At 70.5% G+C, this 22,744-nt stretch carries 21 protein-coding genes and 1 pseudogene; 4 read left to right on the top strand and 18 right to left on the bottom strand.

The genetic code is table 11. From position 1 onward, the window contains the following. A pseudogene (locus BUB75_RS48660) lies at nt 1-167 on the top strand (acyl-CoA desaturase); the annotation flags it as partial. A gap of 10 nt (nt 168-177) precedes the next feature. On the opposite strand, the gene BUB75_RS36590 reads toward BUB75_RS48660, so the two are convergent. From BUB75_RS36590 to BUB75_RS46740, 14 genes are all read right to left on the bottom strand, one after another. Then, nucleotides 178-1,215, bottom strand: coding sequence for a sodium:calcium antiporter (locus BUB75_RS36590; protein ID WP_073264017.1), 1,038 nt, complete (start codon nt 1,213-1,215; stop codon nt 178-180). Between the two features lie 5 nt (nt 1,216-1,220). Next, nucleotides 1,221-2,297: a pyrroloquinoline quinone biosynthesis protein PqqE gene (gene pqqE, locus BUB75_RS36585; protein WP_073264015.1), complete on the bottom strand. Its 1,077-nt coding sequence runs from the start codon at nt 2,295-2,297 to the stop codon at nt 1,221-1,223. Beyond that, complete coding sequence (pqqD, locus tag BUB75_RS36580) at nt 2,290-2,550, bottom strand: pyrroloquinoline quinone biosynthesis peptide chaperone PqqD (RefSeq protein WP_084742151.1); 261 nt, start codon at nt 2,548-2,550, stop codon at nt 2,290-2,292. Before pqqD ends, pqqE begins: the two co-directional genes overlap by 8 nt. After that, the gene (pqqC, locus tag BUB75_RS36575; protein WP_073264011.1) at nt 2,547-3,233 is read right to left on the bottom strand and encodes a pyrroloquinoline-quinone synthase PqqC; all 687 of its coding nucleotides are present in this window, start codon (nt 3,231-3,233) and stop codon (nt 2,547-2,549) included. Before pqqC ends, pqqD begins: the two co-directional genes overlap by 4 nt. Next, the gene (gene pqqB / locus BUB75_RS36570) at nt 3,230-4,084 is read right to left on the bottom strand and encodes a pyrroloquinoline quinone biosynthesis protein PqqB (protein WP_073264009.1); all 855 of its coding nucleotides are present in this window, start codon (nt 4,082-4,084) and stop codon (nt 3,230-3,232) included. The genes pqqC and pqqB overlap by 4 nt, the downstream gene beginning before the upstream one ends. A 1-nt stretch (nt 4,085) precedes the next feature. Further along, nucleotides 4,086-4,181 (bottom strand): pyrroloquinoline quinone precursor peptide PqqA, encoded by a 96-nt coding sequence (gene pqqA, locus BUB75_RS36565; protein ID WP_073264007.1) that lies wholly within the window; start codon nt 4,179-4,181, stop codon nt 4,086-4,088. A gap of 13 nt (nt 4,182-4,194) precedes the next feature. Continuing rightward, nucleotides 4,195-5,895, bottom strand: coding sequence for a PQQ-dependent dehydrogenase, methanol/ethanol family (locus tag BUB75_RS36560; RefSeq protein WP_073264005.1), 1,701 nt, complete (start codon nt 5,893-5,895; stop codon nt 4,195-4,197). A 15-nt stretch (nt 5,896-5,910) separates the two neighbouring features. After that, a complete protein-coding gene (locus BUB75_RS36555; RefSeq protein WP_073264003.1) occupies nt 5,911-6,372 on the bottom strand; it encodes an MSMEG_3727 family PQQ-associated protein in 462 nt (153 codons plus the stop codon). 215 nt (nt 6,373-6,587) lie between these two features. After that, on the bottom strand, nt 6,588-8,738 hold the full coding sequence (gene katG / locus BUB75_RS36550; RefSeq protein WP_073264001.1) for a catalase/peroxidase HPI: 2,151 nt from the start codon (nt 8,736-8,738) through the stop codon (nt 6,588-6,590). 15 nt (nt 8,739-8,753) lie between these two features. After that, nucleotides 8,754-10,160, bottom strand: coding sequence for a DNA-binding protein (locus BUB75_RS36545; protein WP_073263999.1), 1,407 nt, complete (start codon nt 10,158-10,160; stop codon nt 8,754-8,756). An 88-nt stretch (nt 10,161-10,248) separates the two neighbouring features. Continuing rightward, on the bottom strand, nt 10,249-10,617 hold the full coding sequence (locus BUB75_RS36540) for a response regulator transcription factor (RefSeq protein WP_073263997.1): 369 nt from the start codon (nt 10,615-10,617) through the stop codon (nt 10,249-10,251). After that, entirely contained in the window at nt 10,595-13,222 is a 2,628-nt protein-coding gene (locus BUB75_RS36535) for a GAF domain-containing protein (protein ID WP_073263996.1), read from the bottom strand. The genes BUB75_RS36540 and BUB75_RS36535 overlap by 23 nt, the downstream gene beginning before the upstream one ends. Before the next feature lie 115 nt (nt 13,223-13,337). Next, nucleotides 13,338-14,027, bottom strand: a complete 690-nt coding sequence (locus tag BUB75_RS36530) for a DUF1345 domain-containing protein (protein ID WP_084742148.1) — start codon at nt 14,025-14,027, stop codon at nt 13,338-13,340. A gap of 10 nt (nt 14,028-14,037) precedes the next feature. Further along, the gene (locus BUB75_RS46740) at nt 14,038-14,196 is read right to left on the bottom strand and encodes a hypothetical protein (RefSeq protein ID WP_178380076.1); all 159 of its coding nucleotides are present in this window, start codon (nt 14,194-14,196) and stop codon (nt 14,038-14,040) included. A gap of 2 nt (nt 14,197-14,198) precedes the next feature. On the opposite strand from BUB75_RS46740, the gene BUB75_RS36525 reads away from it, so the two are divergent. Continuing rightward, complete coding sequence (locus BUB75_RS36525) at nt 14,199-15,341, top strand: cellulase family glycosylhydrolase (protein ID WP_073263995.1); 1,143 nt, start codon at nt 14,199-14,201, stop codon at nt 15,339-15,341. Between the two features lie 6 nt (nt 15,342-15,347). Here the strand turns inward: BUB75_RS36525 and BUB75_RS36520 are convergent, their stop codons facing one another. The 4 genes from BUB75_RS36520 to BUB75_RS36505 are packed head-to-tail and all read right to left on the bottom strand — an operon-like array spanning nt 15,348 to nt 20,551. Further along, nucleotides 15,348-15,818, bottom strand: a complete 471-nt coding sequence (locus tag BUB75_RS36520; RefSeq protein WP_143175645.1) for a 2Fe-2S iron-sulfur cluster-binding protein — start codon at nt 15,816-15,818, stop codon at nt 15,348-15,350. A 4-nt stretch (nt 15,819-15,822) separates the two neighbouring features. Beyond that, entirely contained in the window at nt 15,823-18,081 is a 2,259-nt protein-coding gene (locus BUB75_RS36515) for a molybdopterin cofactor-binding domain-containing protein (RefSeq protein WP_073263993.1), read from the bottom strand. 14 nt (nt 18,082-18,095) lie between these two features. After that, entirely contained in the window at nt 18,096-19,310 is a 1,215-nt protein-coding gene (locus BUB75_RS36510; RefSeq protein WP_073263992.1) for an oxygenase MpaB family protein, read from the bottom strand. A gap of 17 nt (nt 19,311-19,327) precedes the next feature. Beyond that, complete coding sequence (locus BUB75_RS36505; RefSeq protein WP_073263991.1) at nt 19,328-20,551, bottom strand: oxygenase MpaB family protein; 1,224 nt, start codon at nt 20,549-20,551, stop codon at nt 19,328-19,330. A 161-nt stretch (nt 20,552-20,712) separates the two neighbouring features. On the opposite strand from BUB75_RS36505, the gene BUB75_RS36500 reads away from it, so the two are divergent. Both BUB75_RS36500 and BUB75_RS36495 read left to right on the top strand, forming a co-directional pair. Beyond that, nucleotides 20,713-21,399 carry a TetR/AcrR family transcriptional regulator gene (locus tag BUB75_RS36500; RefSeq protein ID WP_084742147.1) on the top strand — a complete coding sequence of 229 codons (687 nt, stop codon included), beginning with the start codon at nt 20,713-20,715 and terminating at the stop codon, nt 21,397-21,399. A 101-nt stretch (nt 21,400-21,500) separates the two neighbouring features. Next, complete coding sequence (locus BUB75_RS36495; RefSeq protein WP_143175640.1) at nt 21,501-22,715, top strand: FAD-dependent oxidoreductase; 1,215 nt, start codon at nt 21,501-21,503, stop codon at nt 22,713-22,715. Nucleotides 22,716-22,744: the final 29 nt, after the last annotated feature.

Below are 22,744 nucleotides of genomic sequence, written 5' to 3'. Positions count from 1 at the left end.
ACAACTCCCACCACGCCGACCCGACCGGCGCGCGGCACGGCGTACTGCGCGGACAGCTCGACCCGTCGGCCCGGCTGATCTGGGGCTTCGAGAAAGTCGGCTGGGTGTGGGACGTCCGGTGGCCCGACCCGGCGCGGCTGGCGTCCAAACGCGCCGCTGACCACTGACCGGCGCGGATCAGTCCGACTCGATCGGGGCCTCGCCGAAGACCGAGAAGCTGACGACCCAGTAGGCGACGTACAGCGCCAGCAGCACGAACCCGTGCCTGCGGCGCAGCCGGCCGGTGGAGATGAAGTACGCCGCGAGCGCCGTCATGACGACCAGGACCGGCAGGTGCCAGGACAGCACGTCGTCGTCGACCGCGATGCTGCCGCCGGTGAGCAGGATGAAACCGAGCTTCGCGGTGACGCCGAACACCACGCTGCCGATGACGTTGCCGATCCCGATCTCCGGTGCGCCCCGGCGGTTGGGTTCGACGGTCAGGAAGATGTCCTCCAGCGACAGCACGAGCGTGGCGATCGTCGCGCCGAACAGCGTGCCCTGGATCGCGTAGTCCTCCAGGATGCCCTCGATCCCGGCGCTGGTGATCGCGGCCGCGGCGACGAGGCCGACGAGCGCGAGCACCGCGAGGCCGACGCCTGCCCAGCTCGGGAGCGGCTTGGACTTGCTGAACGGGACGGTCACGGCGAACGGAGGTTCGTCGGCGGCACCGGCGCCTGCGGAGCCGCCGCCGGCCCCGATCCGCTCCAGGATCTCGGCGTTCCGGAAGATCGGCGTGCTGCTGCGCAGCTCGTTGGCCGCGACGTAGGCGATGAACGCGACGAACAGCAACAGCAAGACGACGCCGTCCGCCGCGGTGAGCGGCGCGGCGAGCACGAACGGGACCATCATCAGCGGCGACGCGGCGAAGAGCGCGAGGTAGCTGCGGGGGATGTTCACCCGCGTCGGGCTGATGATCGCGGCGAGCGCGAGCACGATGCCGGTCATCGAGATCGCGGTGCCGAACACGGTGCCCAGCGCGACCCCGCCGAGGTCCTCCATGTTCAGCGCGATCCCGAGCGCGACGTCGTCGAACTCGATCCCGGTGAACAGGATCGCCAGCAGGAACACCGAGATGTGCAGGCCGCCCGCGGTGCCGACGAGGTAGACGATCAGCTTCTCGGCGCAGTAGACCAGCAGGGCGGCGCCGAGGATGAAGATCAGGATCGACGTCATGCCGCTCACCGGTGCGGCCGGGGGACGAGTGACGGCTCGCCTGCCCGGTCGGCCGCCGCCACGACCGACGCCACCAGCGCGTGGTCCGGCGACAGGTGGCAGACCGGGTCGGTGCGCGCGGCGTCGCCGGTGAGCTGGAAGGCCTGGCAGCGGCACCCGCCGAAGTCCAGCTCGCGCCGCTCGCAGCTCCGGCACGGGTCCGGCATCCAGTCCGTCCCGCGGAACGCGGTCATCACCGGGGATTCCGCCCAGATCCACGCCAGCGGGTCGGTGCGCACGCTGGCCCGCGGCAACGGCAGGGACTGGGCGGCCGGACAGGGCAGGACGTCGCCGTTGGGCGTCACGGTCAGCTGCCGGGAGGCCCAGCCGCCCATGCAGGGCTTCGGGTACCGGCTGTAGTAGTCGGGGACCACGTAGAGGACGTTCAGGCGGTCGCCGGCCGCACGCACGGCCTCCTCGGCAGCCTCCAGCTGGGCGCGGCTGGGCAGCAGCGCGTCGCGGTTGCGCCAGGCCCAGCCGTAGTACTGGGTGTTGGCCAGCTCCACCCGGTCGGCGCCCACGGTCTCGGCCAGGTCGAGCACCTCGGCGACCCGGTCGATGTTCCGCCGGTGCAGGACGACGTTCACGGTGAGCGGCCAGCCCAGCTCCTTGACTAGGCGCATCGCGTCGATTTTGCGCTGGAAGGACGGGATGCCGGCGATCGCGTCGGACAGCGCAGGGCCGTCGGCCTGGATGCTGACCTGCACGTGGTCCAGGCCTGCGGCCCGCAGCTGCTCGGCCTTCGGCCTCGTCAGCCCCAGGGCACTGGTGACGAGGTTCGTGTAGAGGCCGACGTCGTGCGCCACGCCCACGATCTCGACGACGTCACGCCGCAGCAGCGGTTCGCCGCCGGACAGGTGGCACTGGAGGACGCCCAGGTCGGCGGCCTCGATCAGCACCCGCCGCCACTCGCCGGTCGTGAGCTCGTCGGCGTAGTCGGCCAGGTTCAGCGGGTTGGAGCAGTACGCGCACGCCAGCGGGCAGCGGTAGGTGAGCTCGGCGAGCAGACCGAACGGTGCGTTGTGTTGCCGGTGGTCAGCCATCGGTGAGCACCACCAGCCGCCGGTCGACGAGTCGCGCCAGGTATCGCTCGACCTCGCCGTCGGGCACGGTCCGGAACCGCGCGGCCAGCGCCGCTTCGATCTGCGGCACCGTGTGCTGCCCGTCGCAGCGTTCGAGGATCGCCGCGCCGGTGTCGTTCAGCACCACCACGGTCTCCGGCAGCAGCAGGATCGGCCGCTGCCGGGTCCGGTCGAACCCCAGTCGGACGTGGCGCGCCAGCTGCGGCCGGCTCATTCCGGGTAGGCCTTCTCGATGGCGTCCATCTGGGCCCAGAGGACGTCGCACTTGAACGCCAGCGCGTCGACGGCGCGCTGCTGAGCGTCCGCCGAAAGGCAGTAGGCCGTCACGACCTCGAGGGCGTGCTCGCAATCGCGCGGTGCCTGCTCGAGCCGGGCGCGGAAGTACGCGAGCCCGGAGGGCTCGATCCACCCGTACCACCGCTCGAACGCGGCCAGCCGCTCCGCCATCAGGTCGGGAGCGAACAGCTCGGTGAGCGACGACGCGACCGCCTCCACCCACGGGCGTGTCCGGGCGAAGTTCACGTAGGCGTCGACCGCGAACCGGACGCCGGGCACCAGGTGACGGTGGTCGAGGATCTCGTCGCGGGTCAACCCGGCGGCCTCACCGAGGCGCAGCCATGCCTCGACGCCGCCCTCACCCGGCACGGTGCCGTCGTGGTCGGTGATGCGGCGGATCCAGCGGCGACGGACCGCGAGGTCGGGACAGTTCGCGAGGATCGCCGCGTCCTTGCGGGGGATGTTCTCCTGGTAGTAGAAGCGGTTGGCGATCCAGCCCCGGAGTTGCCCGCGGCTACACCGGCCCGCGTTCATCCGGACGTGGAACGGATGCTGGTCGTGGTAGCGCCGCGAGTGGGCCCGTAACGTCGCGACAAAGTCTCTCTCCAGCGTCGCGGTCATAGCTCGACCTCCAGACCGTCCATGGCCACCTCCCGGCCGCTCGCCTCGACCGCGCGCCGCTCGGGGGTGTCGTCCAGCAGGATCGGGTTCGTGTTGTTCACGTGGACGAAGATCGTCCGTCGTACGTCCAGCGCCGGGAGTTGGGCGAGGCTGTCGGTGACCGGCAGGTGCCCCATCTGACGGGACGTCGTGCCTGCCACCTCGTCGTCGCTCCAGCACGTCCCGTCGAGCAGCAGGCAGTCGCAGTCGTCGATCTCCGCACGCGGCAGCGTCTGCGCGCCCGGCAGGTACACGAGCGTTCCGCCGGTGCGCTCGTCGGTCAGCCGGTAACCGACGACGCGGCCGAACCCCGCGCCCGCCCCGAACCGATCGCGCTTCGTGGTGGGCACGTCGAACGCCCGGCAGGACAAGCCGTCCGTCAACGTCACATCGGCGCCGGGGACCACCGCCCGCCACTCGACCGCGCAGTAACGCTCCAGCAGACGCAGCAGCCCGGAGCCGTCGCACAGCGTCTCGTGCACGGCCGGGGTGGCGTACAGCCGCAGCGCACGGGCCTCGCGCACCAGCAGCAGTCCGAGCGTGTGGTCCAGCTCGGCGTCGGTGAGCAGCACCGCCTCCAGCGGCGTCACCCGGTCCCCGGACGGGTGCAGACCGGGGAACGCCTCGACCTGCGCCCGGACGTCCGGCGAGGCGTTGAACAGGTACCACCGTCGGCGGTCGACGCTCACCGCGATCGACGACTGGGTACGCGACGGTGCGGATCCGGAGCGGACGGCGGTACAGACCGGGCAGCCACAATTCCACTGTGGCGACCCGCCTCCCGCCGCCGACCCCAGGATCCGCACCCACACGTCAGGGCTCCAGCGTTCCCATGTACATCGTCACCTCGGGTGCGACGGAGACCTCCTCGAACTCGGGCGTCTCCCACTCGATGAGCTGGGCTTCCATGGATCCACCTCCTCTACGACTCGGGCAGGGCGAAGACGATCAACGCGCTTCCGTGGCCCGCGCCGAGCATGCCGGGGAGGAACCCCTCGGCCCACCCGCCCCAGCCGACCGGTACGGCGATGTACTGGCGGCCGTCGACCACGTACGTCGTCGGGCTGCTGTGGTGACCGCTCCCGCACTGGAACTGCCACAGCAGCTCACCGGTCCGGGCGTCGAACGCGTTGAACTCACCCGACGGTTCGCCGGCGAAGACCAGGTCACCGCCGGTGGCCAGCACCGACGCGCACATCGGGAGCTCGTTGCGCCAGCGCCACTTCTCCTCGCCGTTGGCGTCGAACGCGCTGACGTAACCCAGGGCCTCGTCGATGTCGACCTGAACGCCCGCGCCCCAGTACGGGATGCTCTCCTTGAACTCCCGGCGGCGGCGGGTGGCGGTGGCCCCGACGTCCTGGACCGGGACGTAGAAGAGCTCGGTCTTCGGGCTGTAGGCCGCGTGGGTCCACTCCTTGGCGCCGGCCGGCCCCGGGTAGAAGTGCACCGGGACGCCTTCCTCGTCGGGGTAGACCTTCGGCGTGACCTGGCCGTCGCGGGTGATCGCGCCCCAGGTGATCCGGTCGACGAACGGCGTGATCGAGACCCGCTCCCCGCTCGTGCGGTCGAGGACGAAGAAGTACCCGTTCTTGTCGAAGTGCCCGAGCAGCTTGCGCCCGTCCTTCTCGAACAGGATGCACTCGCCGATGCTGTCGTAGTCCCACACGTCGTGCGGGGTGCACTGGTAGTGCCAGCGGATCCGGCCCTCGTCGACGTCGACCGCGATGATGCAGTCGGTGAACAGGTTGTCGCCCTCGCGGACGCCGCCGTCGAAGTCGGGCGCGGGGTTGCCGGTGCCGACGTACAGCAGGTTCGTCTCCGGGTCGAACGTGCCGGTGACCCAGCAGTTCGCGCCGCCGCGCGCCCAGGCCTCCCCGTCCGACGGCCAGGTCTCCGAGCCCGGTTCGCCCGGCTTCGGGACCGTGTAGCAGCGCCACTGGTGCTCGCCGCTGTCGAGGTCGAACGCGTCCAGGTGGCCGCGCACCCCGAACTCCCCGCCGGAGCTGCCGACGATCACCATGTTCTTGATGACGATCGGGGCGACCGTGGCGCTCTCGCCGGCCCGCACGTCACCGTAGGTCCGGTCCCAGACGCGCTTGCCGGTCGTGGCGTCGAGCGCGAGCACGTGGGCGTTCGCGGTGACGAAGAAGACCTTGTTCTTGGCCACGGCGACGCCGCGGTTCACGTTGCCGCAGCACAGCGACACGTCGAACGGGATCGCGTGCTTGTAACGCCAGATCTCGGTGCCGGTCTTCGCGTCCAGGGCCCAGACCCACCCGTCCCAGCCGGAGAGGAACATGATCCCGTCGACGACGATCGGGGCGGCCTCGAACGAGTACGTCGACGCGCCCGCGATGATGCCGCTCGCCCCGGCCTGGAAGACCCACGCGGGGCCGATGCGCCGGACGTTCTCGGTGTTGATCTGGTCCAGCGGGCTGTACCGCTGCCCGTTGTACGCCCCGTAATAGGTGAGCCAGTTCTCCGGCTCCGAACGCGCGTCGAGAATGCGTTCGTAATTGACGTCCCGCACCACCGGCGGCGCAATTTCTCCACCCGCGACCTTGCCACTCAGCCGCGCCTGATCGACGGCCTCGCCCGCATCTACATATTCGACGCTGGTCATGACTCGATCCTTTCGCTAGGGGCGAGGTTGGTCGGGACGGTCGAGACGGGCTTCCGGTGGGACGTCGCCCAGTACGACGATCGCCCCGGTCAGCCCGCGGCCCTCGTCGTTGCCGGTGGGCGAGCTGAACCAGTAGTAGCCGGGCCCGTCGAGGTTGAGGGTCGCCCGGCCGCGCGAGTGGTTGACCAGCCAGATGAACTTCCGGTCGCCGTTGCTCGGCAGCAGCGCACAGTGCGTGTTCAGGTCGTCGTTGATCAGCTCGAGTTCGAGGTCACCCCCGTGGGGCAGCACCAGGATCGACGGATCCCAGCAGATCTCGTCCGGCCGGATCCGGATCGTCGCCTGCATGCGGCCGTCGCCCCGGTCGGTGGCCTCCCCGATGTTGCCGGTGTTGAGCACCCGGCCGAGTGCCGCGCTGTTCTGCGCGCCCAGCCCGAGCTTGTCCAGTAGGAGCTCTCGCTCATGCGCGGTCGTCATCGACCTCATCTCCTCGGTCCGATTCTCCCCACACTGATTCCGTTCAGTGGCACACGAAATATTTCGGAGCTTTGACAAAGCGCCGATTCGTCTACAGTGGCGGTTTTTCGGGAGCGATCGCCTATTGCGCCGGACTTTACGCCGGGGGAATAACGGCGACAAGGACGATCGCGAATTCCGGCCGCCCTCGCCGTTCGTCCGCGATCGGCCTCCGTTCAGACCCGATGTGCAACCGCTACGCGGTCGAGGTTCATGACCTTGTCCCACGCGGCAACGAAGTCGCGGACGAACTTCTCGCCGGCGTCGTCGGCCGCGTAGACCTCGGCGATCGCGCGCAGCTCCGCGTCCGCGCCGAAGACCAGATCGACGCGGCCCGCCGTCCACCGCAGCTCACCGGTGGCGCGGTCGCGGCCCTCGAACGTCTCCAGGGTGACCTCGGTCCACTCCGTACCGGGGTCGAGCAGGTTGACGAAGAAGTCGTTGGTCAGCACGCCGGGCGTCGAGGTGAGGACGCCCAGCGGGGACCCGCCGGTGTTCGCGCCCAGCACACGCAGACCGCCGATGAGGACGGTCATCTCGGGTGCGCTGAGCGTCAGCAGGTTCGCCCGGTCGACGAGCAGGTGCTCGGACGACCGCTGAGCGCGCGGGCCGCGGTAGTTGCGGAAGCCGTCCGCCACCGGTTCGAGCGCGGCGAAGGACACCGGGTCGGTCCACTCCTGCGTCGTGTCCGTCCGGCCGGGGGTGAACGGGACCGGAACGTCGTGGCCGGCGTCGCGGGCCGCCCGTTCCACCGCGGCGCAGCCGCCGAGCACGATGAGGTCGGCCAGCGAGACGTCCTCCCGTAACCCCTCGAGGGTCGCCAGCACCCGCGCGAGCGTGCCGGGGTCGTTGACCGCCCAGGTCCGCTGCGGGTCGAGGCTCAGACGCGCCCCGTTCGCCCCGCCGCGCCGGTCGGTGCGGCGGTACGTCGACGCCGATGCCCACGCGGTGGTGACCAACTCGGCGACCGACAGCCCGGACGTGAGGATCCGCGCCGTGAGCGCGGCGACGTCCGGCCGGTGATCGTCCGCATCCGGGACCGGGTCCTGCCAGAGCAGCGGTTCGCGGGGCACGAGCGGGCCCAGGTAACGCTGCCGCGGGCCCAGATCGAGGTGCGTGAGCTTGAACCAGGCGCGGGCGAACGCGTCCGCCAACTCGTCCGGGTGCGCCAGGAAGTGCCGGGCGATCGGCTCGTAGGCCGCGTCGAAGCGGAGCGCGAGGTCCGTGGTCAGGAACGTCGGGGCGTGGGTCTTGGACGGGTCGTGGGCGTCCGGCACGGTACCGGCCCCGGCGCCGCCCCGGGGGACCCACTGCCACAGGCCCGCGGGGCTCAGCGCTACGTCCCACTCGTAGCGGAACAGCGTCTCGAGGTAGCTGTTGTCCCACGTGGTCGGCGTCGGGGTCCAGGTGCCGTCCAGCCCGCTGGTGATCGTGTCCGGGCCCTTGCCGGTGCCGTGGCTGTTCCGCCACCCCAGCCCTTGGTCCTTGAGGCGAGCGCCCGCGGGCTCGCGGCCGAGGTGACGCTCCGGGTCGGCGACGCCGTGGGTCTTGCCGAACGTGTGGCCGCCGGTGATCAGCGCGACGGTCTCCGCGTCGTCGAACCCCATGCGCCGGAACGTCGTCCGGATGTCCCGCGCCGACGTGACCGGATCCGGGACCGTGTTCGGGCCCTCCGGGTTGACGTAGATGAGTCCCATCTGGTCGGCGGCCAGCGGACTCTCCAGCTCCCGCACGCCGGTGTGGCGGGTGTCGGCGAGCCAGGTCCGCTCCGGTCCCCAGTAGACGTCGTCGGGTTCGAAGACCTCCACCCGGCCGCCGCCGTACCCGAACGTCGCGAACCCCATCGTCTCCAGGGCGCGGTTACCGGCGAACACCATCAGGTCGGCCCACGAGATCCGCGAGCCGTACTTCTTCTTCACCGGCCACAGCAGGCGGCGCGCCTTGTCGAGGTTGCGGTTGTCCGGCCAGCTGTCCACCGGCGCGAACCGCTGCAGGGCCGCGCTCGCACCGCCCCGGCCGTCGGCGACGCGGTAGGTCCCGGCGCAGTGCCACACCATCCGGACGACGAGCGGGCCGTAGTGGCCGAAGTCGGCGGGCCACCAGTCCTGCGACGTCGTGAGCACCGCGTCGACGTCGCGCGCCAGCGCGTCCAGGTCGATCGTCCGGAACGCCGCGGCGTAGTCGAAGTCCGCGCCCAGCGGGTCGGCCTTCGGCAGGACGCGCAGGTCGAGCCGGTCGGGCCACCAATGGTCGGTGGTGGGGTGTCCCCGCACGCCCGGAGCCGGGAGGCCGAGACCACCGCCTGCGTTCTCGCGGTTATCGGGCACGGCTCCCTCCGGCGCTCAGATGTCCAGCGCGCGACGCACGGCCGGCGCGTTCCGGCGGGAGACCGGGACCATGCTGTCCGTGCCGCCGGTGGTACCAGCCATGACCAGGAGGAGCTCGCCGCCCCGCTTGCGCTCGACCTCCCGGATGCGGCTCAGGTTGACCACGTACCGGCGATGCACGCGGAGGAATCCGACGTCGGCCAGCTCGTCGCCGAGGCTGTCGAGGCTCGCCGACGCGGCGCGGACCCGTCCCTGGTCCGTGGACAGCCATACGTCGTTCCCGTCCGACTCGGCGAACGAGACCTCCGGCGGCCGCAGCAGCATCGTCCGGTTCTCGCGCGTGGCGACCACCCGCCGCAGCGGCGATTTCGGGCGGGCCGGCCCGTCGGTGTGCGGGGGCAGCGGTGGCCCGTCGGAGGCGTCGAACGAGACCAGCGTCCCGATCAGATGACCGGACAGGAACACCGGACGGATGACGATCGGGGTCGGCTCGTCGGCGAGGTACGTGAAGATCTGCGTCGACCCGACCCAGTCGGGATTGCGGGACGCCTGCTTGCAGGCGTACTGCGCGGCGCCGATCAGTTCCGGCAGCCCGGGGTTCCAGCGCACGGTGGGGTCCAGCGCCGGGGTGGCGGCCGGGACGCCCATCAGCACGCTCGCGGTCTCGTCCGCGATCACCACCTTGCCCGCGGTGTCCATCGCGGCGAGCGCGGCGGACGAGCCGGCCCTGGCCTGCGTGTACGCCGCGACCAGCTCGGCGCCGCTGTTCCGCGCGCGCCGCCGCAGCAGGCACTGGGTCTTGGCGGCCGCGTTGGCGAGCCAGCTTCCGGCCAGCGGCGGGAGCTGACTGCGCCAGCAGGAGATGTTCAGGACCGCGATCGGCTCTCGGGTGACGACGTCGCGCACCGCGATGCCCGCACAGGCCCAGTCGTGGAAGGCCTGGCACCAGTGCTCCGCGCCGCGGACCAGCGCCGGGCCGTGCGCCTCCAGCGCCGAGCCCATGCCGTTGGTGCCCGCCGCGGATTCCGACCAGCAGAACCAGGGGGCGAGGTTGGCTTCCGCGGCGCGGGCGAGCGTGGCCGGGTCACCCCACTCCGCCAGGATCCGGCCGGTGGCGTCGGTGATCGTGACGACGCCCCCGACGACGCTGACGTCATGGGCGAGCGACGCGGCGCGGAACCCTAACTCGGCGAACACACCGTCGTACTCGGGCGTGTGATCGATCTCCGCGACCGCGATCGGAGCCTCGGTGAGGTGCGGGTCGACGCGGTACTGTTCGCGGCAGCGGTGCCAGGAGATCGCCACCTCGGGGCGGACACCCAGGACCTGGTCGTCGCCCTGCACGAAACGTTCCCAGGCCGCGTACACGGAGCCCGGTACCGCGGTTGTCACCAGAGGTTCGCGCCGATGTCCGTCCTTCATGGTGGAGAACCGCCTTTGGTCCATCCCCAACGCCCGACCGCTGAACTCACTGTAGGTACCCCGGTCGGCCTCCGCTACCGTGCGCGGGCTACGAGGCGGCGAGGAGGCTCTCCGCGCGGGCGAGCAGATCGCGGTTGTTGAACGGTTTTCCGAGGTAGTCGTTGGCGCCTGCGGCACGGGCGGCGGCGACCTCGGCCGGTTTGTAGCGAGCGGAGAGCAGCAGGATCGGCAGGTGGGCGAGCGCCGGGTCGTCCCGGACCCGCTGGCAGATCTCCAGGCCGTCGAGGTGGGGGAGCGACGGGTTCATGACGATCAGGTCCGGAGGCTGGGCCTGGATGCTGGCCAGCGTGTCCGGACCGGTGGTGGTGAGCCGGATCCGATGCCCGGCGCGCGCGAACAGCAATTCGACGCCGAACGCGATGTCGGGCTCGTTCTCACCGAGGACGATCGTGGCCACGCATGTCTCCGTCGGGTTCGCTGGTGGTCGCCGCAGTCTCCGGTTGCCGGAGCCGGACGGTGAGACTGGTCGTTTCCTGGTCGTGGGCGACGGTGAGGGTGCCGCCGTGGCGTTCGGCGATGACCCGGGACAGGAGGAGGCCCATCCCGGTCGCCGCGTCGGCGTTGCCGACACCGGTGGCGTTGGCCTGGGAGAACCGGTCGAACGCCTCGCCGTCGAGGCAGCCGGGATGGGTGATGCGCAGCTGCGCGGCGCCGTCGACGCGGTCGACGGCCACCTCGATCGTGCCGCCGGGCGGGGTGGCGGCGACCGCGGTGCTGAGCAGCTTCTCGGAGAGCTGGCGGAGCCGGTCCGGGTCGCCGGTGACGTGTACTCCGGGGCATAGCTGCCGGTCGAGCGTGACCGCGGTGCACGACGGTTCCGCCGCCTCGCACGCGCGGCCGATCATCGCGCTCAGGTCCACCGACCGGGTGTCGAGCGTGTGGTGCCCGGCCTCCAGCGCGGCGAGGTCGAGCAGGCCGTCGACGAGTTCGCGCAGCGTCCTGGCGTTGCGATCGATGCCGTCGAGGAGCCGCAGGTCGGTGTCCGGACGCGCGACCGGGTCCTCGAGCAGCAGCTGGGCGTAGGTCGCGATCGTGGTCAGCGGGGTGCGCATGTCGTGGCCGATCAGCGCGGTGAAATCCGCCCGGGCGCGGGCCAGCTCGGCGGTGAGTTCCTCGGCGCGGCGCCGGGCCAGGAACTGGCCGATCTGGGTGGCGACGTCGGTAAGCAGGCCGGTGACCAGGAACTCGTCGTCGTCGGTGGCGGTACCGGCGAAGCAGGTCAGGACGCCGAGAACCGTCTCGCCGTCGCGAACGGGCACCGACAGCGCGGCGTGCAGCCCGCGCTGGGCGTAGACGCGGGCGCGGGCACGCGCGTCGGGCTCGGTCAGCCACGCCGAGTGGGCCAGGTCCGGTTCCCACACCGCCTGCCCGGTGGCCCACACGTGGGCCGGGATGAGGTGCGCGGTGCGCGGAATGCGGTCGGGGAGCATGCCCTCCAGGTCGTAACCCGGCGCGCTCCAGTGGGCGAGGCGGACGAGCGTGTCGGTGGCCTGATCCACCAGGCGGAGGCTGATGTAGGGCCAGCCCAGCGCCTTCCCGATCGTCTGCGCGATCGAGGGCGCGAGCTCGGTCAGCGCGTCCGGCCGGAGAAGGACCGAGGCGACGGTCAGCTGACAGTCGCGGAACCGCTCGGCGCGGAGGCGCTGGGTGATGTCCTGGACCGTGATCACCGCGCCCATCAGCCGGTCGTCGCGGCCGCGCACCGGCTGTGCGCTGGCCCGCATGTATCGGTCGGGCCGGTCGGGCTGTCGTACCAGTATCACCGTGTCCCGGACGGTGTGGCCGTTCAGCGCGCGCGCCGCGGCGAGCTCGCCCGGGCTCAACGGTGAGCCGTCCGGGGAGTGCAGCCGCGGCAGCGTCGCGGCCTGCGCTTCGTCCGGCGAAACGTCGTCGGGAAGGCCGTGCAGCTCACGCAGTGCGCGGTTGAAGACCACCGCCCGGCCCTCCGCGTCGACCGCCACCACACCCTCACCGAGGCTGTCGAGCAACGCCTCGGCGAAGCTGCGCTGGCTGTCGGCTTCGGCGTCGGCCTCCGCCGCGGCGGCTCTGGCGGCTTCCGCCTCGTCGGAGGCGGCCCGGACCGCCTCGGCCGCGTCGGCGGCGGCTCGGGCGGCGAGAACCTGCGCGGTGAGGTCGGTGAGGAAGACGCAGACGACCGCGCCGCCGGTCCCGTGCAGCATCGTGATCCTGGCCCTGGCGTGCACCTGGCGGTGGTTCCGGGTGCGGAACGTCAGCGGGCCCGTGAGCGGCCCCCCGATCTGGCCGGTCAGCAGCCCGGCCACCAGCTCGCGGAGCGGCCGCCCTTCGTACTCGGCGGCCAGCAGGGAGTCGACCGGCCGGCCGCAGGCCTCCGCGGCGGTGAACCCGAACAGTTCGGTCGCGGCGGTGTTCCAGCCGGTCACGGTCGCGTCCACGTCCAGGGTCAGGAACGCTTCGGTGATCGCGTCGAGTACCTCGACCGTGTCCAGGTCGGTCAGGACGACGGTGCCGGGCCCCGGTGGCCTCCCCGGTACGCCGCCGACCAGCATCGCGATCTCCACCAGCGTCGACAGCTCGGCGTCGCACCAGTCCCGCGGCCGGGTATCCATCACCGAGACCGACCCGACCGGCCGGTCCTGGGCGTCGCGAAGCGGAACCCCGAGAAAGGCCCGGACGCCGTACTCACTGGTCAGCGGATGATTCCGGATGCGCGGGTCGTCGTCGGCGGCCATGTCCCGGCCGCGCACCGGCGCGTCGGCGCAGACGATGTACTTGCACACCGAGTACGCGAGCGAGGCCTGCCCTCCGGCGATCAGCGCCGCCGGTGCACCGAAGGCTCCGGCGAAGTGCTCGGTCTCGTCGCCGACCAGCGTGATCAACCCGATCGGCGCGTCCAGTAGCCGTGCCGCCAGCCGCGCGATGCCCTCCAGGGGCATCGGCAGCGCCGGGAGCACCCGCCGGGCCTGGTCCACCGCCGCCAGCCGCACCGGATCGGCCAGCACCCCCGCGTCTTCCACGATCATGGCCGCATCCATCCTCACGGCGATCCTTCTGGACCGCCTAGATGGTTATAGACCATTTAAGTGCTGATTAGTCGTTTAATGCTGGTCAGGTGATTCGGGTCGCGGAGTCCGTATTTCAGTGGAGCAGGCCCGCGATCAGATTGACCGAGCCGCCGATGATGACGACCCCGAACAGGTACGACAGCAGGGCGTGGGTGAGCGCGGTCCGGCGGATCCGGGGATCACGCAGGGTGGTGTCGGAGACCTGGTAACACATGCCGATCGTGAACGCCACGTACGCGAAGTCCCGGAAGTCCGGTCCGGTCGTGCTGTCGGAGTCGCCGAACGTGACGCCGCCGCTGTCGCCGTTGTCGGCGAAGTTCAGATCCGCGTAGCGGAGCGTGTAGACGGTGTTGACGACCAGCCAGGAGAACGCGACCGTCACCACCGCCGCGACGATGAGCAGCGTCCGGGTGGTGCCCCGCTGGTCTCCGGCGGCGCCGAGCGCGAACCCGACGCCCAGCAGGCTCGCGATGCTGGCCGCGACCAGCAGGACCGCGGCCGCGCCGCGCCCCTCGTCCTCCCGCCGGGCCAGCACCGCGGCGCGCGCGTTGTCGGCGCGGGCGATGATCGGCCAGATCGTCGCGAGGTAGGCCAGCGCGGCGGCGTCCCAGCCGGCGATCACGGCCAGCTCCCAGCGGATCGGGCGCGCCAGAGCCACCGCGACGACGGCACCCAGGGCAGCGACGAGTGCGGTCCGCCGCATCGCCGGGGCGTGCCAGCCCAGCAAGCGGTGGTAGAGCGTCTCCGGCGGCATCGTTGTCATCGCGGTGAACCTAGGCCACGTCGTCGGGTCGATCGACGAGTGCCGTCGTGGTGCCCGCCGGGTGGACGCCGGGCGTAGGCAACCGACCCGCTACCCGGCGGCTCACCACCGCGCACCCGGCGGTGCCGATCAACTCCCCGTCACCAACCATCGAGTCCTGGGAGTCCACGGGTGGATCGCCGTGCCTTACTGAAGTCCGCAGCGCTCGCCGTACCGGTCGTCGCCGGTGGCGTGCTGCTGAGCGATACCGCCGCCGTCGCGGCTGTCCGCCAGAACCCGGCCCCGCCGGTCGTCGGCGCGCAGTTCCACGGCACGTGGGAGATGTACTGGAACAGCCTCACGCCGAACTCGATGTTCCACAAGCACCTGGACACGCTCGCCGCGCAGGGCGTCCAGATGATCCGCACCGACGTGGGCTGGTCCTCCGGTCAGCCGACGAACGTCGCCCCGACCGCGAGCCAGTGGTACCACCAGCGCCTGTCGATGGTGATCGACGCCGTCCGGGCGCGCGGCATGCAGATCTTCCTCACCGTGCACCAGTCACCCGCGTGGTCGCGGCCGAACACCGGCAGCGACGTCAAGCAGTACCCGACCGATCCGAACGCGATCAAGCCGTGGCTGACGTTCCTGGCCCGGACGTACGGCGCGAAGATCGCCGCGATCGAGGTCTGGAACGAGCCGAACCTGGCCGAGTTCTGCGGCATCGGGGACGCCTACCAGCGTGCGGTGAAGTACGTGCCGATCCTGAAGGCGGCGTACTCGGCGATCAAGGCCGGGCGCCCGACGCTGCCGGTGATCTTCGCCGGACCGAGCCAGACCGATGACGGTTTCATCCGGGATTGCTACGCCAACGGTGCCAAGGGTTACTTCGACATCATGGGCGTCCACCCGTACCAGGGGAACCAGACCAAGGCGCCGGAGTCCACGGACATCACCGGCAAGGCGCGGATGACGAACATGCCCGCGATCATCAACCTGATGGCGTCCAAGGGCGACAGCGCCAAGCCGATCTGGTGGACCGAGTTCGGATTCAGCGTCCACTCCAATACCGGCATCCCGTCCAACCAGGTGTGGCTGTTCGGCGTCCCCGACGACGCGACCGCCGCGTCGTACCTGTCCCGGTCGTTCTACCTGGCGTGGAACCAGTGGCCACAGGTCAAGCTCGCGGTGGCCTACTGCGGGTACAAGACGCCGTCGGACAGCTACGGGCACCAGTACGGCTACCGAATGATGGAGGCCGACGGCACCGCGAAGCCGCAGCTCCGAGCCCTGGGTGACCTCCGGAGGAAGTTCGGGGCGCTGCAGAAACTCTGAAGTCCCTCACATCCGCTTCGCGCCGTCGCGGACCGCCTGCCGGATGCGGACGTACGTGCCGCACCGGCAGATGTTCCGGATCCCGTCGAGGTCGGCGTCGGTGATCTCCCGGCCTTCGGCCTTCACGCGGCGGACGAGCGCGACCGCGGCCATGATCTGACCCGGCTGGCAGTACCCGCACTGGGCGACGTCGTGGTCGAGCCACGCCTGCTGCATCGGGTGCAACTCCGCGCCGGACGCGAGGCCCTCGATCGTCGTCACCTCGTCGGCCGGTTCGATGTCACCGACCGGGATCGCACACGGGTTGACGGCTTTGCCGTTCAGGTGGCTGGTGCAGGCCTTGCAGACGTTGATCCCGCACCCGTACTTGGCGCCGGTGAGGCCCAGGACGTCACGGAGCACCCAGAGGAGGCGGACGTCGTCGGGAACGTCGACGCTGACCTGCTTCCCGTTGACGCGGAACGTTCGCACTCGAATCTCCCTACTCGGCCAGGTCCCGGCCATCGGTCGGGGATGGGGGGATCGGCGGCACCGTCGGCTTGACCGGGAACGACAGCGTGCCGTGGTTGATCGGGAAGCTCGTCGGCATCGTCCCGGTCGCGCGACCGTACGCGCACGCGACCGCCGCGAACGCGGTCGCGACCCCGAGTTCACCGGCGCCGCCGGGCTGGTCGGAGGTCGGCGGCAGCACGATGATCCGGAGGTCCGTGGGGGTGTTCCACTGCCGGGTGTAGAAGTAGTTGTCCCAGCTCGCCTCCAGGAAGTACCCGTCGCGCAGGTGCAGGCTGGAAGTCAGGGCCAGCGCGATCCCGTCGGAGACGCAGCCCATCATCTGCGCTTCCAGGCCGCGCGGGTTGACCGCCAGCCCGACGTCCACCGCGAACACGACCTTGGTGACGCGAGGGCCGGTCACGCCCTCGCGGACCGGGCGGTTGACGGTCGCCGGCCGGTTGTCGATCTCCACCAGCGCGGCGCTGACCGACTTGTACTCGGTGTGCAGCGCGATGCCCTGCGCCATGCCGGCCGGCATCGACTTGCCCCAGTCGCCGACCTCGGCGACCTTCTCCAACGCGGCCCGCGCCCGGTCGTCCTGCAGGAAGTCCCGGCGGAACTGGTAGGGATCCTTGCCCATCTTCGCGGCCAGCGCGTCGACGATCAGCTCGCGCGCGCAGGTGACGTCCGGCGAGTAGACGTTGCGCATGCTGCCGGTGTTGAAGCCCTTGTCGGTCTCGGCCAGCAGCCGGCTGGTGGAGCCGAACCAGTACGGCGAGGATTGGCTGAGCTGGAAGAACGTCTGGGCGAACGCGCCGTCGCCGACCGGGATCCGCGCGGCGAACGCGGTGATGATCTCGCCGAGCCCGTGCCCGAGGTCGGTGGAGACGCTCGTGTGACGCTGGGTGTAGCTCAGCACCGTGTTCCCGGCGTAGGACGCCCGGACCCGGGACCGGGCCATCGGGTGAGCGCGACCCTGGCGGGCGTCGTCGGCGCGGTGCCACATCAGCCGGACCGGCTTGCCGAGCGCCTTGGACACCTCGGCGGCTTCCAGCGCCGCGTCGAAGAACAGCTTGCGGCCGAACGAGCCCCCGCCCTCCACGACGTGCACGGAGACCTTGCCGACCGGCAGGCCGAGCTTGGCCGCGATCGTCTGCTGGGCGACGATCGGTGACTTCAGCGCGGCCCAGATCTCGGCGCGGTCCCCCCGGACGTCGGCGACCGCGCAGTTGGGCTCCAGCGCGCTGTTGCCCCGGAAGTAGAACGTGAACGTCGCTTCCACGGTGGGCGTCAGCGGCTTCGGACCCATCGGTAGTTCGGCGCGCTCCAGCTCGCGCAGGACGTCGTCATCGGATTTGCCTTCGGCCGTGCCGGGCCGCCACGAGACGCGCAGCGCGCGGACGCCGTCGATGCACTGGCCGAACGTCTCCGCGCGGACCGCGACCCCGGTGGAGATCGCGACGACGTCCGTGACGCCGGGCATCCGGCGGACCTCGTCGAGGTTGGCGACCGAGCCGACCTTGCCGTTGATCGTCGGCGGGCGGCAGACCATCGTCGGTTTGGCATCCGGCTTGTCGAGGTCCATCGCGAAGACCTTGCGACCGGTCACCGCGGCCAGCGCGTCGACGCGGTTGCGGGGCGTGCCGATCACCGTGAACTGCGCACGCGGCGCGAGCTCCACGTCGACCGGGGTCGTGCGGGCGCTCGCCGCCGCCGTGGCCAGCGTGCCGATCGGGACGCTCCGGCCGGAGCGATCGGTGATCACTCCGGCCTTCAGCGTGAGGTCGGCGGCGGCCGTGCCGAGCCGCGCCGCCGCGGCGTCGAGGAGACGCGCCCTGGCCACGGCCGCCGCCACCCGGATCGGGGTGTAGGTCGAGAACGTCGTGTTCGAGGCGCCGGTGAGCTGGTTGAACACCAGCTCCGGCCGGGCGTCGGCCAGCGTCACCCGCACCCGGTCCAGCGGCACGGACAGTTCCTCGGCGATCAGCATCGCGGTCGAGGTCGTGATGCCCTGCCCCACCTCGGCGCGGGGTAGGGCGAACGACACGGTTCCGTCGGCGTTGACGACGACCGTGATCAGGTTCGACGTCGGCGTCGCGGCCAGCGTCATCAGGTCGTTGAGGTCGACGATCTCGGTGATGTCGAGCGACGGCAGCTCGGCTGCCGTCGCCACCCGGAGATCGGCGGCCGTCACCAGCACCGGAGCCGCCAGCACGTAACCGAGGAAGCGTCGCCGCCCGATCTCCATGCGGGAACCCTGCCTCAGCTGGGACGGTTGATGGTGGGAATGTCGATTTTGGTCTCTCTGCCTTTCGTGAGATAGAAGAGGATGTATTGGCGTGCCGCCTCGTCGAGGGCCCAGGCGACCTCCGGGACCAGCGGCTTGGAGACGAGGCCCTCGCGGAACTTCACCAGCGTGGGCCAGGCGGCCGTGATCGCGGGGGTCCAGATCGGATCGCGCGGGATCCGGTCCCAGTCGGCCACCTGGTCGCCGACGAGGTACCGGGCGAGCGCGTTGACCAGCGGCCGGCTGACGCTGCCTGGGCTGGTCTGCTCGGCGAGCTGACCGAGCAGGATGTCGGTGAGCTCGACCCCCTCCCGGGTGGGCCCCATGTTCGGCGGCAGGACCTGGTCGGACTGAGCCTCGGCGGCGGCCCAGTCGGCCGGGATGTACTCGTCCCGGATGCCGAGCAGGTGGGCGGTCACCTGCCACACGTGCAGATACGCCTCGGACTCCGCGGCGGTGAGCGGCACCTTCCACTCGCGGAGCTTGCGCATCGCGTAGGTGGGCAGCGTGTGCCAGGTGACCAGCATGTCGGTCTGGCTGATCGGGACGTCGCCCTTCCAGTGCGGCGACTGCGGCAGCAGGTGCCGGACCGCCGCGTGCACCAGCCGCGTCTTTACCGCGTTGACGATGCAATTGCCGTCCGGCCGGTACGCGTTGAGCGAGCCGACGGCGAAGCCGAGGATGCTGGTCTTGGCGACGCGGTCCTCCATGTCCGCTCCGCCCTTGGAGTAGTAGACCGACAGCGCCTCCTTCGGGATCGCGGTGCTGAGCATGCCGCCGCCGACGCCGTTGAGCAGGTTGAGGTAGAACCCGCGGGCCTTGTTGAACTCGGCCGCGGCCTCGAGCTTGGCGCGGTCGGCCCAGGACGGTAATTTGCGGGCGTTCTCCATGAAGTCGCGCAGGTCCGCCGGGAGCCCGGAAGGGAGCGGCTGGTCGTTCCGGACCCAGTTCCAGAGCAACTTGTTGACGTTGGGCACGTCGCCGCGGTCGAGCAGCGCGGCGGAGATCGGGTCCGCCTCGGCGTCCCAGACCCAGCGCGGGTCGGCCGCGCCGCCGACCTTCGCGACCGAGCTGCTCGGAGCCCAGGTCCACTCCATCGCCGGGCGGCCGTGCGCGGGTTCTCCCAGCGCGCCGAGCGCTGCCAGCGCTCCACCCGCCGCCAGTACCGTGCGCCTGCTGTATTCAGCCATTTGCGGTGCTCTCCTGATCAGGACGGGCGGTTCGTGAGCGGGATCTCGATGCTGATCGGCTTGGCTTCGGACAGGAACAGCAGCGCCGCCTTGCGGAGGAACTCGTCGAACGTCCAGTAGGCCTCCGGCGCCAGCGGCAGCGGGAGCAGGCCCTCGCGGACCGCGACGAACGGACCCCAGGCGGTCCGCAGCAGCGGGTCCCAGATCGGTTCGCGGGGGATCTTCAGCCACTCGGCGATCCGGTCACCGAGCATGAAGCGCGTGAACGAGCCGAGGATCGGCTTGCTCAGGATGCCCGCGTCGATCGCGGAACCCAGGTTGAGCAGGATGTCGGCGAGCTTGATGCCCTCGGGGGTGGGCGCCAGCACCGGATCCAGGACCTGCGCGGCCTGCGAGTTGGCCTCGGCCCAGGACGCCGGAATGTACTCGTCGCGGACGCCGAGCATGTGGGCGGCGACCTGCCAGGAGTGCAGGAACGCGGTGGATTCCGCCGCGGGGATCGGCACCTTCCACGCGGTCAGCTTCCTCATGACGGTGGTCGGCAGGCTGTGCCAGGTGACCATGATGTCCCGCTGGCTGATCGGGATCTCTTCCTCAGCCTGCTGGTTCCACTGCGGGGACTGCGGTAGCAGATGGCGCACGGCGGCGTGCACGAGGCGGGTCTTGACGCAGGTGACGACCATCTCGCCGTCGGGTTGGTAGGCGTTGCGCGCGCCGATGTCGTACCCGAGCTTGGCGGTCTTGGAGATGCGGTCCTTCATGTCCGCGCCGCCCTGCGAGTAGTAGACGGCGAGCGCTTCCTTCGGGATGACCGTGCTCATCATGCCGCTGGCCAGCCCGTAAAGGACGCCGAGATAGAGGCCGCGCTTCTCGTTGAAGTCGACGGCCGTCGCGAGTTTGCCCTGGTCGGCCCAGGTCGGCAGTTTGCGTGCCTGCTCCATGAAGTCACGCAGGTCGGCCGGGAGTCCGGCGGGCAGCGGCTGCGCGTTCTTCGTCCACGTGCGGAGCAGTTCGTTGACCCGGGGGACGTCACCCCGGTCGATCAGGGAGGCGACCATCGGGTCGGCCTCCGGGTCCCATACGTACCGCGGGTCGACGGCCGCCCCGGTGCCGGCCACCGAGCCACGGGGCGACCACGTCCACGCGGCTCGGGCCTGACCGGGCGCCGCGACTGCCAGCGCACCGATCGCACCGAGTGCTCCGCCGACCTTCAGCGCGTTTCGCCTACTGATTTTGTCCATGGCTCCGCTCCTCCTCCTCGAGGTCGCGAGCACTGCCTTGATACGCTGATACAGCAACTGCATCCGCGTATCAGGCATGACAGCACAATAGAATTTGCGCCACAAGGGTTATTGCCGCAAAGGTGGCGAACGCGGAGATCGGAACCAATTCAGGAGGTGTCGTGGAGCCCGCGTCGATCGGTGAAGAGTCGTTGTTGCAGCGCGCGTACCTCGAAGCCGTCGAGCGGGTCGACGATTCGGACGAAAGCCGTGCGGTGATCCTGGACGCCGCCTACCAGGAGTTCTGCCGCATGGGTATCCGGCGCACGTCGATGGAGGACGTGGCGCGACGGGCTGGCGTCTCTCGAATTACCGTCTACCGGCGATTCGCGACCAAGGATGCGCTGGTCGAACATTTGGTGCGCCGGGAGTTCCGGCGCTATTTCGACGAGTTCCTCGTCGAAATAGAACAGGCGCACACGGTCGCAGACCGGGTGGTCGTGGGCTTTGTCGGATCGCTGCGGGCCATTCGACACAATCCGTTGATCGGTGGCCTGATGGCGGCCGAAGCGGACCTGGTCGTGCCGTCGATGATCAGCGACGGCGGGCAGACGCTCGCCACCGTCCGGCAGTTCCTCGCCGGGCAGCTGCACCGGGAGCAGCGGGCCGGCCACGTGCCGAGCGATCTGGACGTCGATCTCGCGGCCGAGATCATGGTGCGCATCTCCGCCTCGTTCCTCGCGATCCCCAGCGAGCTCGTCGACCTCGACGACGAGGAGCAACTGACGACGATCGCCCGGCAGTTCCTCGTGCCGCTGCTGGAGCCGCACGGCGCGGCGGGGCATCTCCCGCGTGGATCGGAGGGATAGCGAGGACGCATTTCCGCTGAGCGGCGTGGCTTCCTAGCGTCTTCCCCAAGTCATCCGGATCACAGCGCGGTGACAGCCGCTCGGCATCGAGGAGAACAATGATGTCTGCTCCGTCGACCCCTCCCAGACGTGGACGCGTCGCCGTGCTCGGTGGTGGACCGGCCGGCATGGCCACGGCGCTCTCGGTCCATCAGGCCGGGCACGAGGTGGTGATCTTCGAGCGCTACCGGGAGGCCCGTCCGGCCGGCAACGTGCTGAACCTCTGGCCGCCGCCGCTGAAGGCACTCGGGTTGATCGGGGTGGACACCACGGATCTCGGCGCGCCGTGCGTGTCGCAGTTCCGCAACGACAAGGGACGGGTTCGCGCCACGATCAAGAGCGATCCGGAGATCGAGAAGCGGTACGGCCGCGGTGGGGGCTTCATCGGCCTGCTCCGGCCGGAACTGTACGAGCGGATGCTGGCCGCACTGCCGCCGGGCGTGCTCCGTACGAACCAAACCGTCGAGCGGATCGAGCAGGACGAGCGGGCGGTCACGCTGCACTTCGCCGACGGCACCAGCTACGAGGCGGACGTGCTGATCGGCGCGGACGGCATCGACTCGCTCGTCCGTCGCACGCTGTGGGGCGACTCGCCCAAGCGGGAACACCGCCTGCACGCGATCGCGGGGTACACGTTCTCCGAGGACATCGGCGGCGAGACGGGCTACTGCGTGATCGGGCACGGCCGCGAGGTACAGGGCAGCTGGACGTCGATCCGGTACAAGGGCCGGGACGGGTATCAGTGGTGGGTGCTGGAGGCCTGCGACCCCGACGCTCCGCCGCCGCCGGACCTGCTGGCCAGGGCCAAGCAGCTCGGCCGGACGTTCCCGCATCCGTTGCCGCAGCTGATCGAGCGGACCGAGGCGCAGCACGTGCAGCGGTGGGTGCTGCGGGACCGCGGGTTCCTGCCGCAGTGGTCGAAGGGCCGGATCACGCTCGCGGGGGATGCGGCGCACGCGACGTCTCCGTACGCCGCGTACGGGGCGGGGATGGCGATCGAGGACGGCTACTTCATCGGCCGGCGGCTGCGGGGTGTCGATCTGACCGACGCGGACGCCGTCGCCCGTGCGCTGCAGGCCTACGAGGAGCCGCGGAAGCCGCACACGGCGTTCCAGGTGAAGATGGCCTACCGGAACGGGCAGATGTTCCATCACGCCCCGCGGCTGCTGCGGCCGGTCCGGGACTTCCTCTTCGACCGCACGCCGTTCCTGCAGAAGGTCGTCGGGGACACCAACCCGGCCGAGATCAACAAGCAGCTAGCTCTGATCACCGACTGATGTTCCGCGAAACGGCGGGCCCCGGATTG

It is taken from the genome of Cryptosporangium aurantiacum, assembly GCF_900143005.1.
GTDB lineage: Bacteria > Actinomycetota > Actinomycetes > Mycobacteriales > Cryptosporangiaceae > Cryptosporangium > Cryptosporangium aurantiacum.
The sequence above is the reverse complement of the archived record's forward strand: the minus strand, read 5'-3'. Positions and strand labels throughout refer to the sequence as shown.

Bases quoted from the DNA above. Each gene is read 5' to 3' on its own strand.
- BUB75_RS36590 (WP_073264017.1), bottom strand. From the start codon at position 1,215: ATGACGTCGATCCTGATCTTCATCCTCGGCGCCGCCCTGCTGGTCTAC.
- pqqE (WP_073264015.1), bottom strand. From the start codon at position 2,297: ATGGCTGACCACCGGCAACACAACGCACCGTTCGGTCTGCTCGCCGAG.
- pqqD (WP_084742151.1), bottom strand. From the start codon at position 2,550: ATGAGCCGGCCGCAGCTGGCGCGCCACGTCCGACTGGGGTTCGACCGG.
- pqqC (WP_073264011.1), bottom strand. From the start codon at position 3,233: ATGACCGCGACGCTGGAGAGAGACTTTGTCGCGACGTTACGGGCCCAC.
- pqqA (WP_073264007.1), bottom strand. From the start codon at position 4,181: ATGGAAGCCCAGCTCATCGAGTGGGAGACGCCCGAGTTCGAGGAGGTC.
- BUB75_RS36560 (WP_073264005.1), bottom strand. From the start codon at position 5,895: ATGACCAGCGTCGAATATGTAGATGCGGGCGAGGCCGTCGATCAGGCG.
- BUB75_RS36555 (WP_073264003.1), bottom strand. From the start codon at position 6,372: ATGACGACCGCGCATGAGCGAGAGCTCCTACTGGACAAGCTCGGGCTG.
- BUB75_RS36545 (WP_073263999.1), bottom strand. From the start codon at position 10,160: ATGAAGGACGGACATCGGCGCGAACCTCTGGTGACAACCGCGGTACCG.
- BUB75_RS36535 (WP_073263996.1), bottom strand. From the start codon at position 13,222: ATGATCGTGGAAGACGCGGGGGTGCTGGCCGATCCGGTGCGGCTGGCG.
- BUB75_RS36530 (WP_084742148.1), bottom strand. From the start codon at position 14,027: ATGACAACGATGCCGCCGGAGACGCTCTACCACCGCTTGCTGGGCTGG.
- BUB75_RS36515 (WP_073263993.1), bottom strand. From the start codon at position 18,081: ATGGAGATCGGGCGGCGACGCTTCCTCGGTTACGTGCTGGCGGCTCCG.
- BUB75_RS36510 (WP_073263992.1), bottom strand. From the start codon at position 19,310: ATGGCTGAATACAGCAGGCGCACGGTACTGGCGGCGGGTGGAGCGCTG.
- BUB75_RS36505 (WP_073263991.1), bottom strand. From the start codon at position 20,551: ATGGACAAAATCAGTAGGCGAAACGCGCTGAAGGTCGGCGGAGCACTC.
- BUB75_RS36495 (WP_143175640.1), top strand. From the start codon at position 21,501: ATGTCTGCTCCGTCGACCCCTCCCAGACGTGGACGCGTCGCCGTGCTC.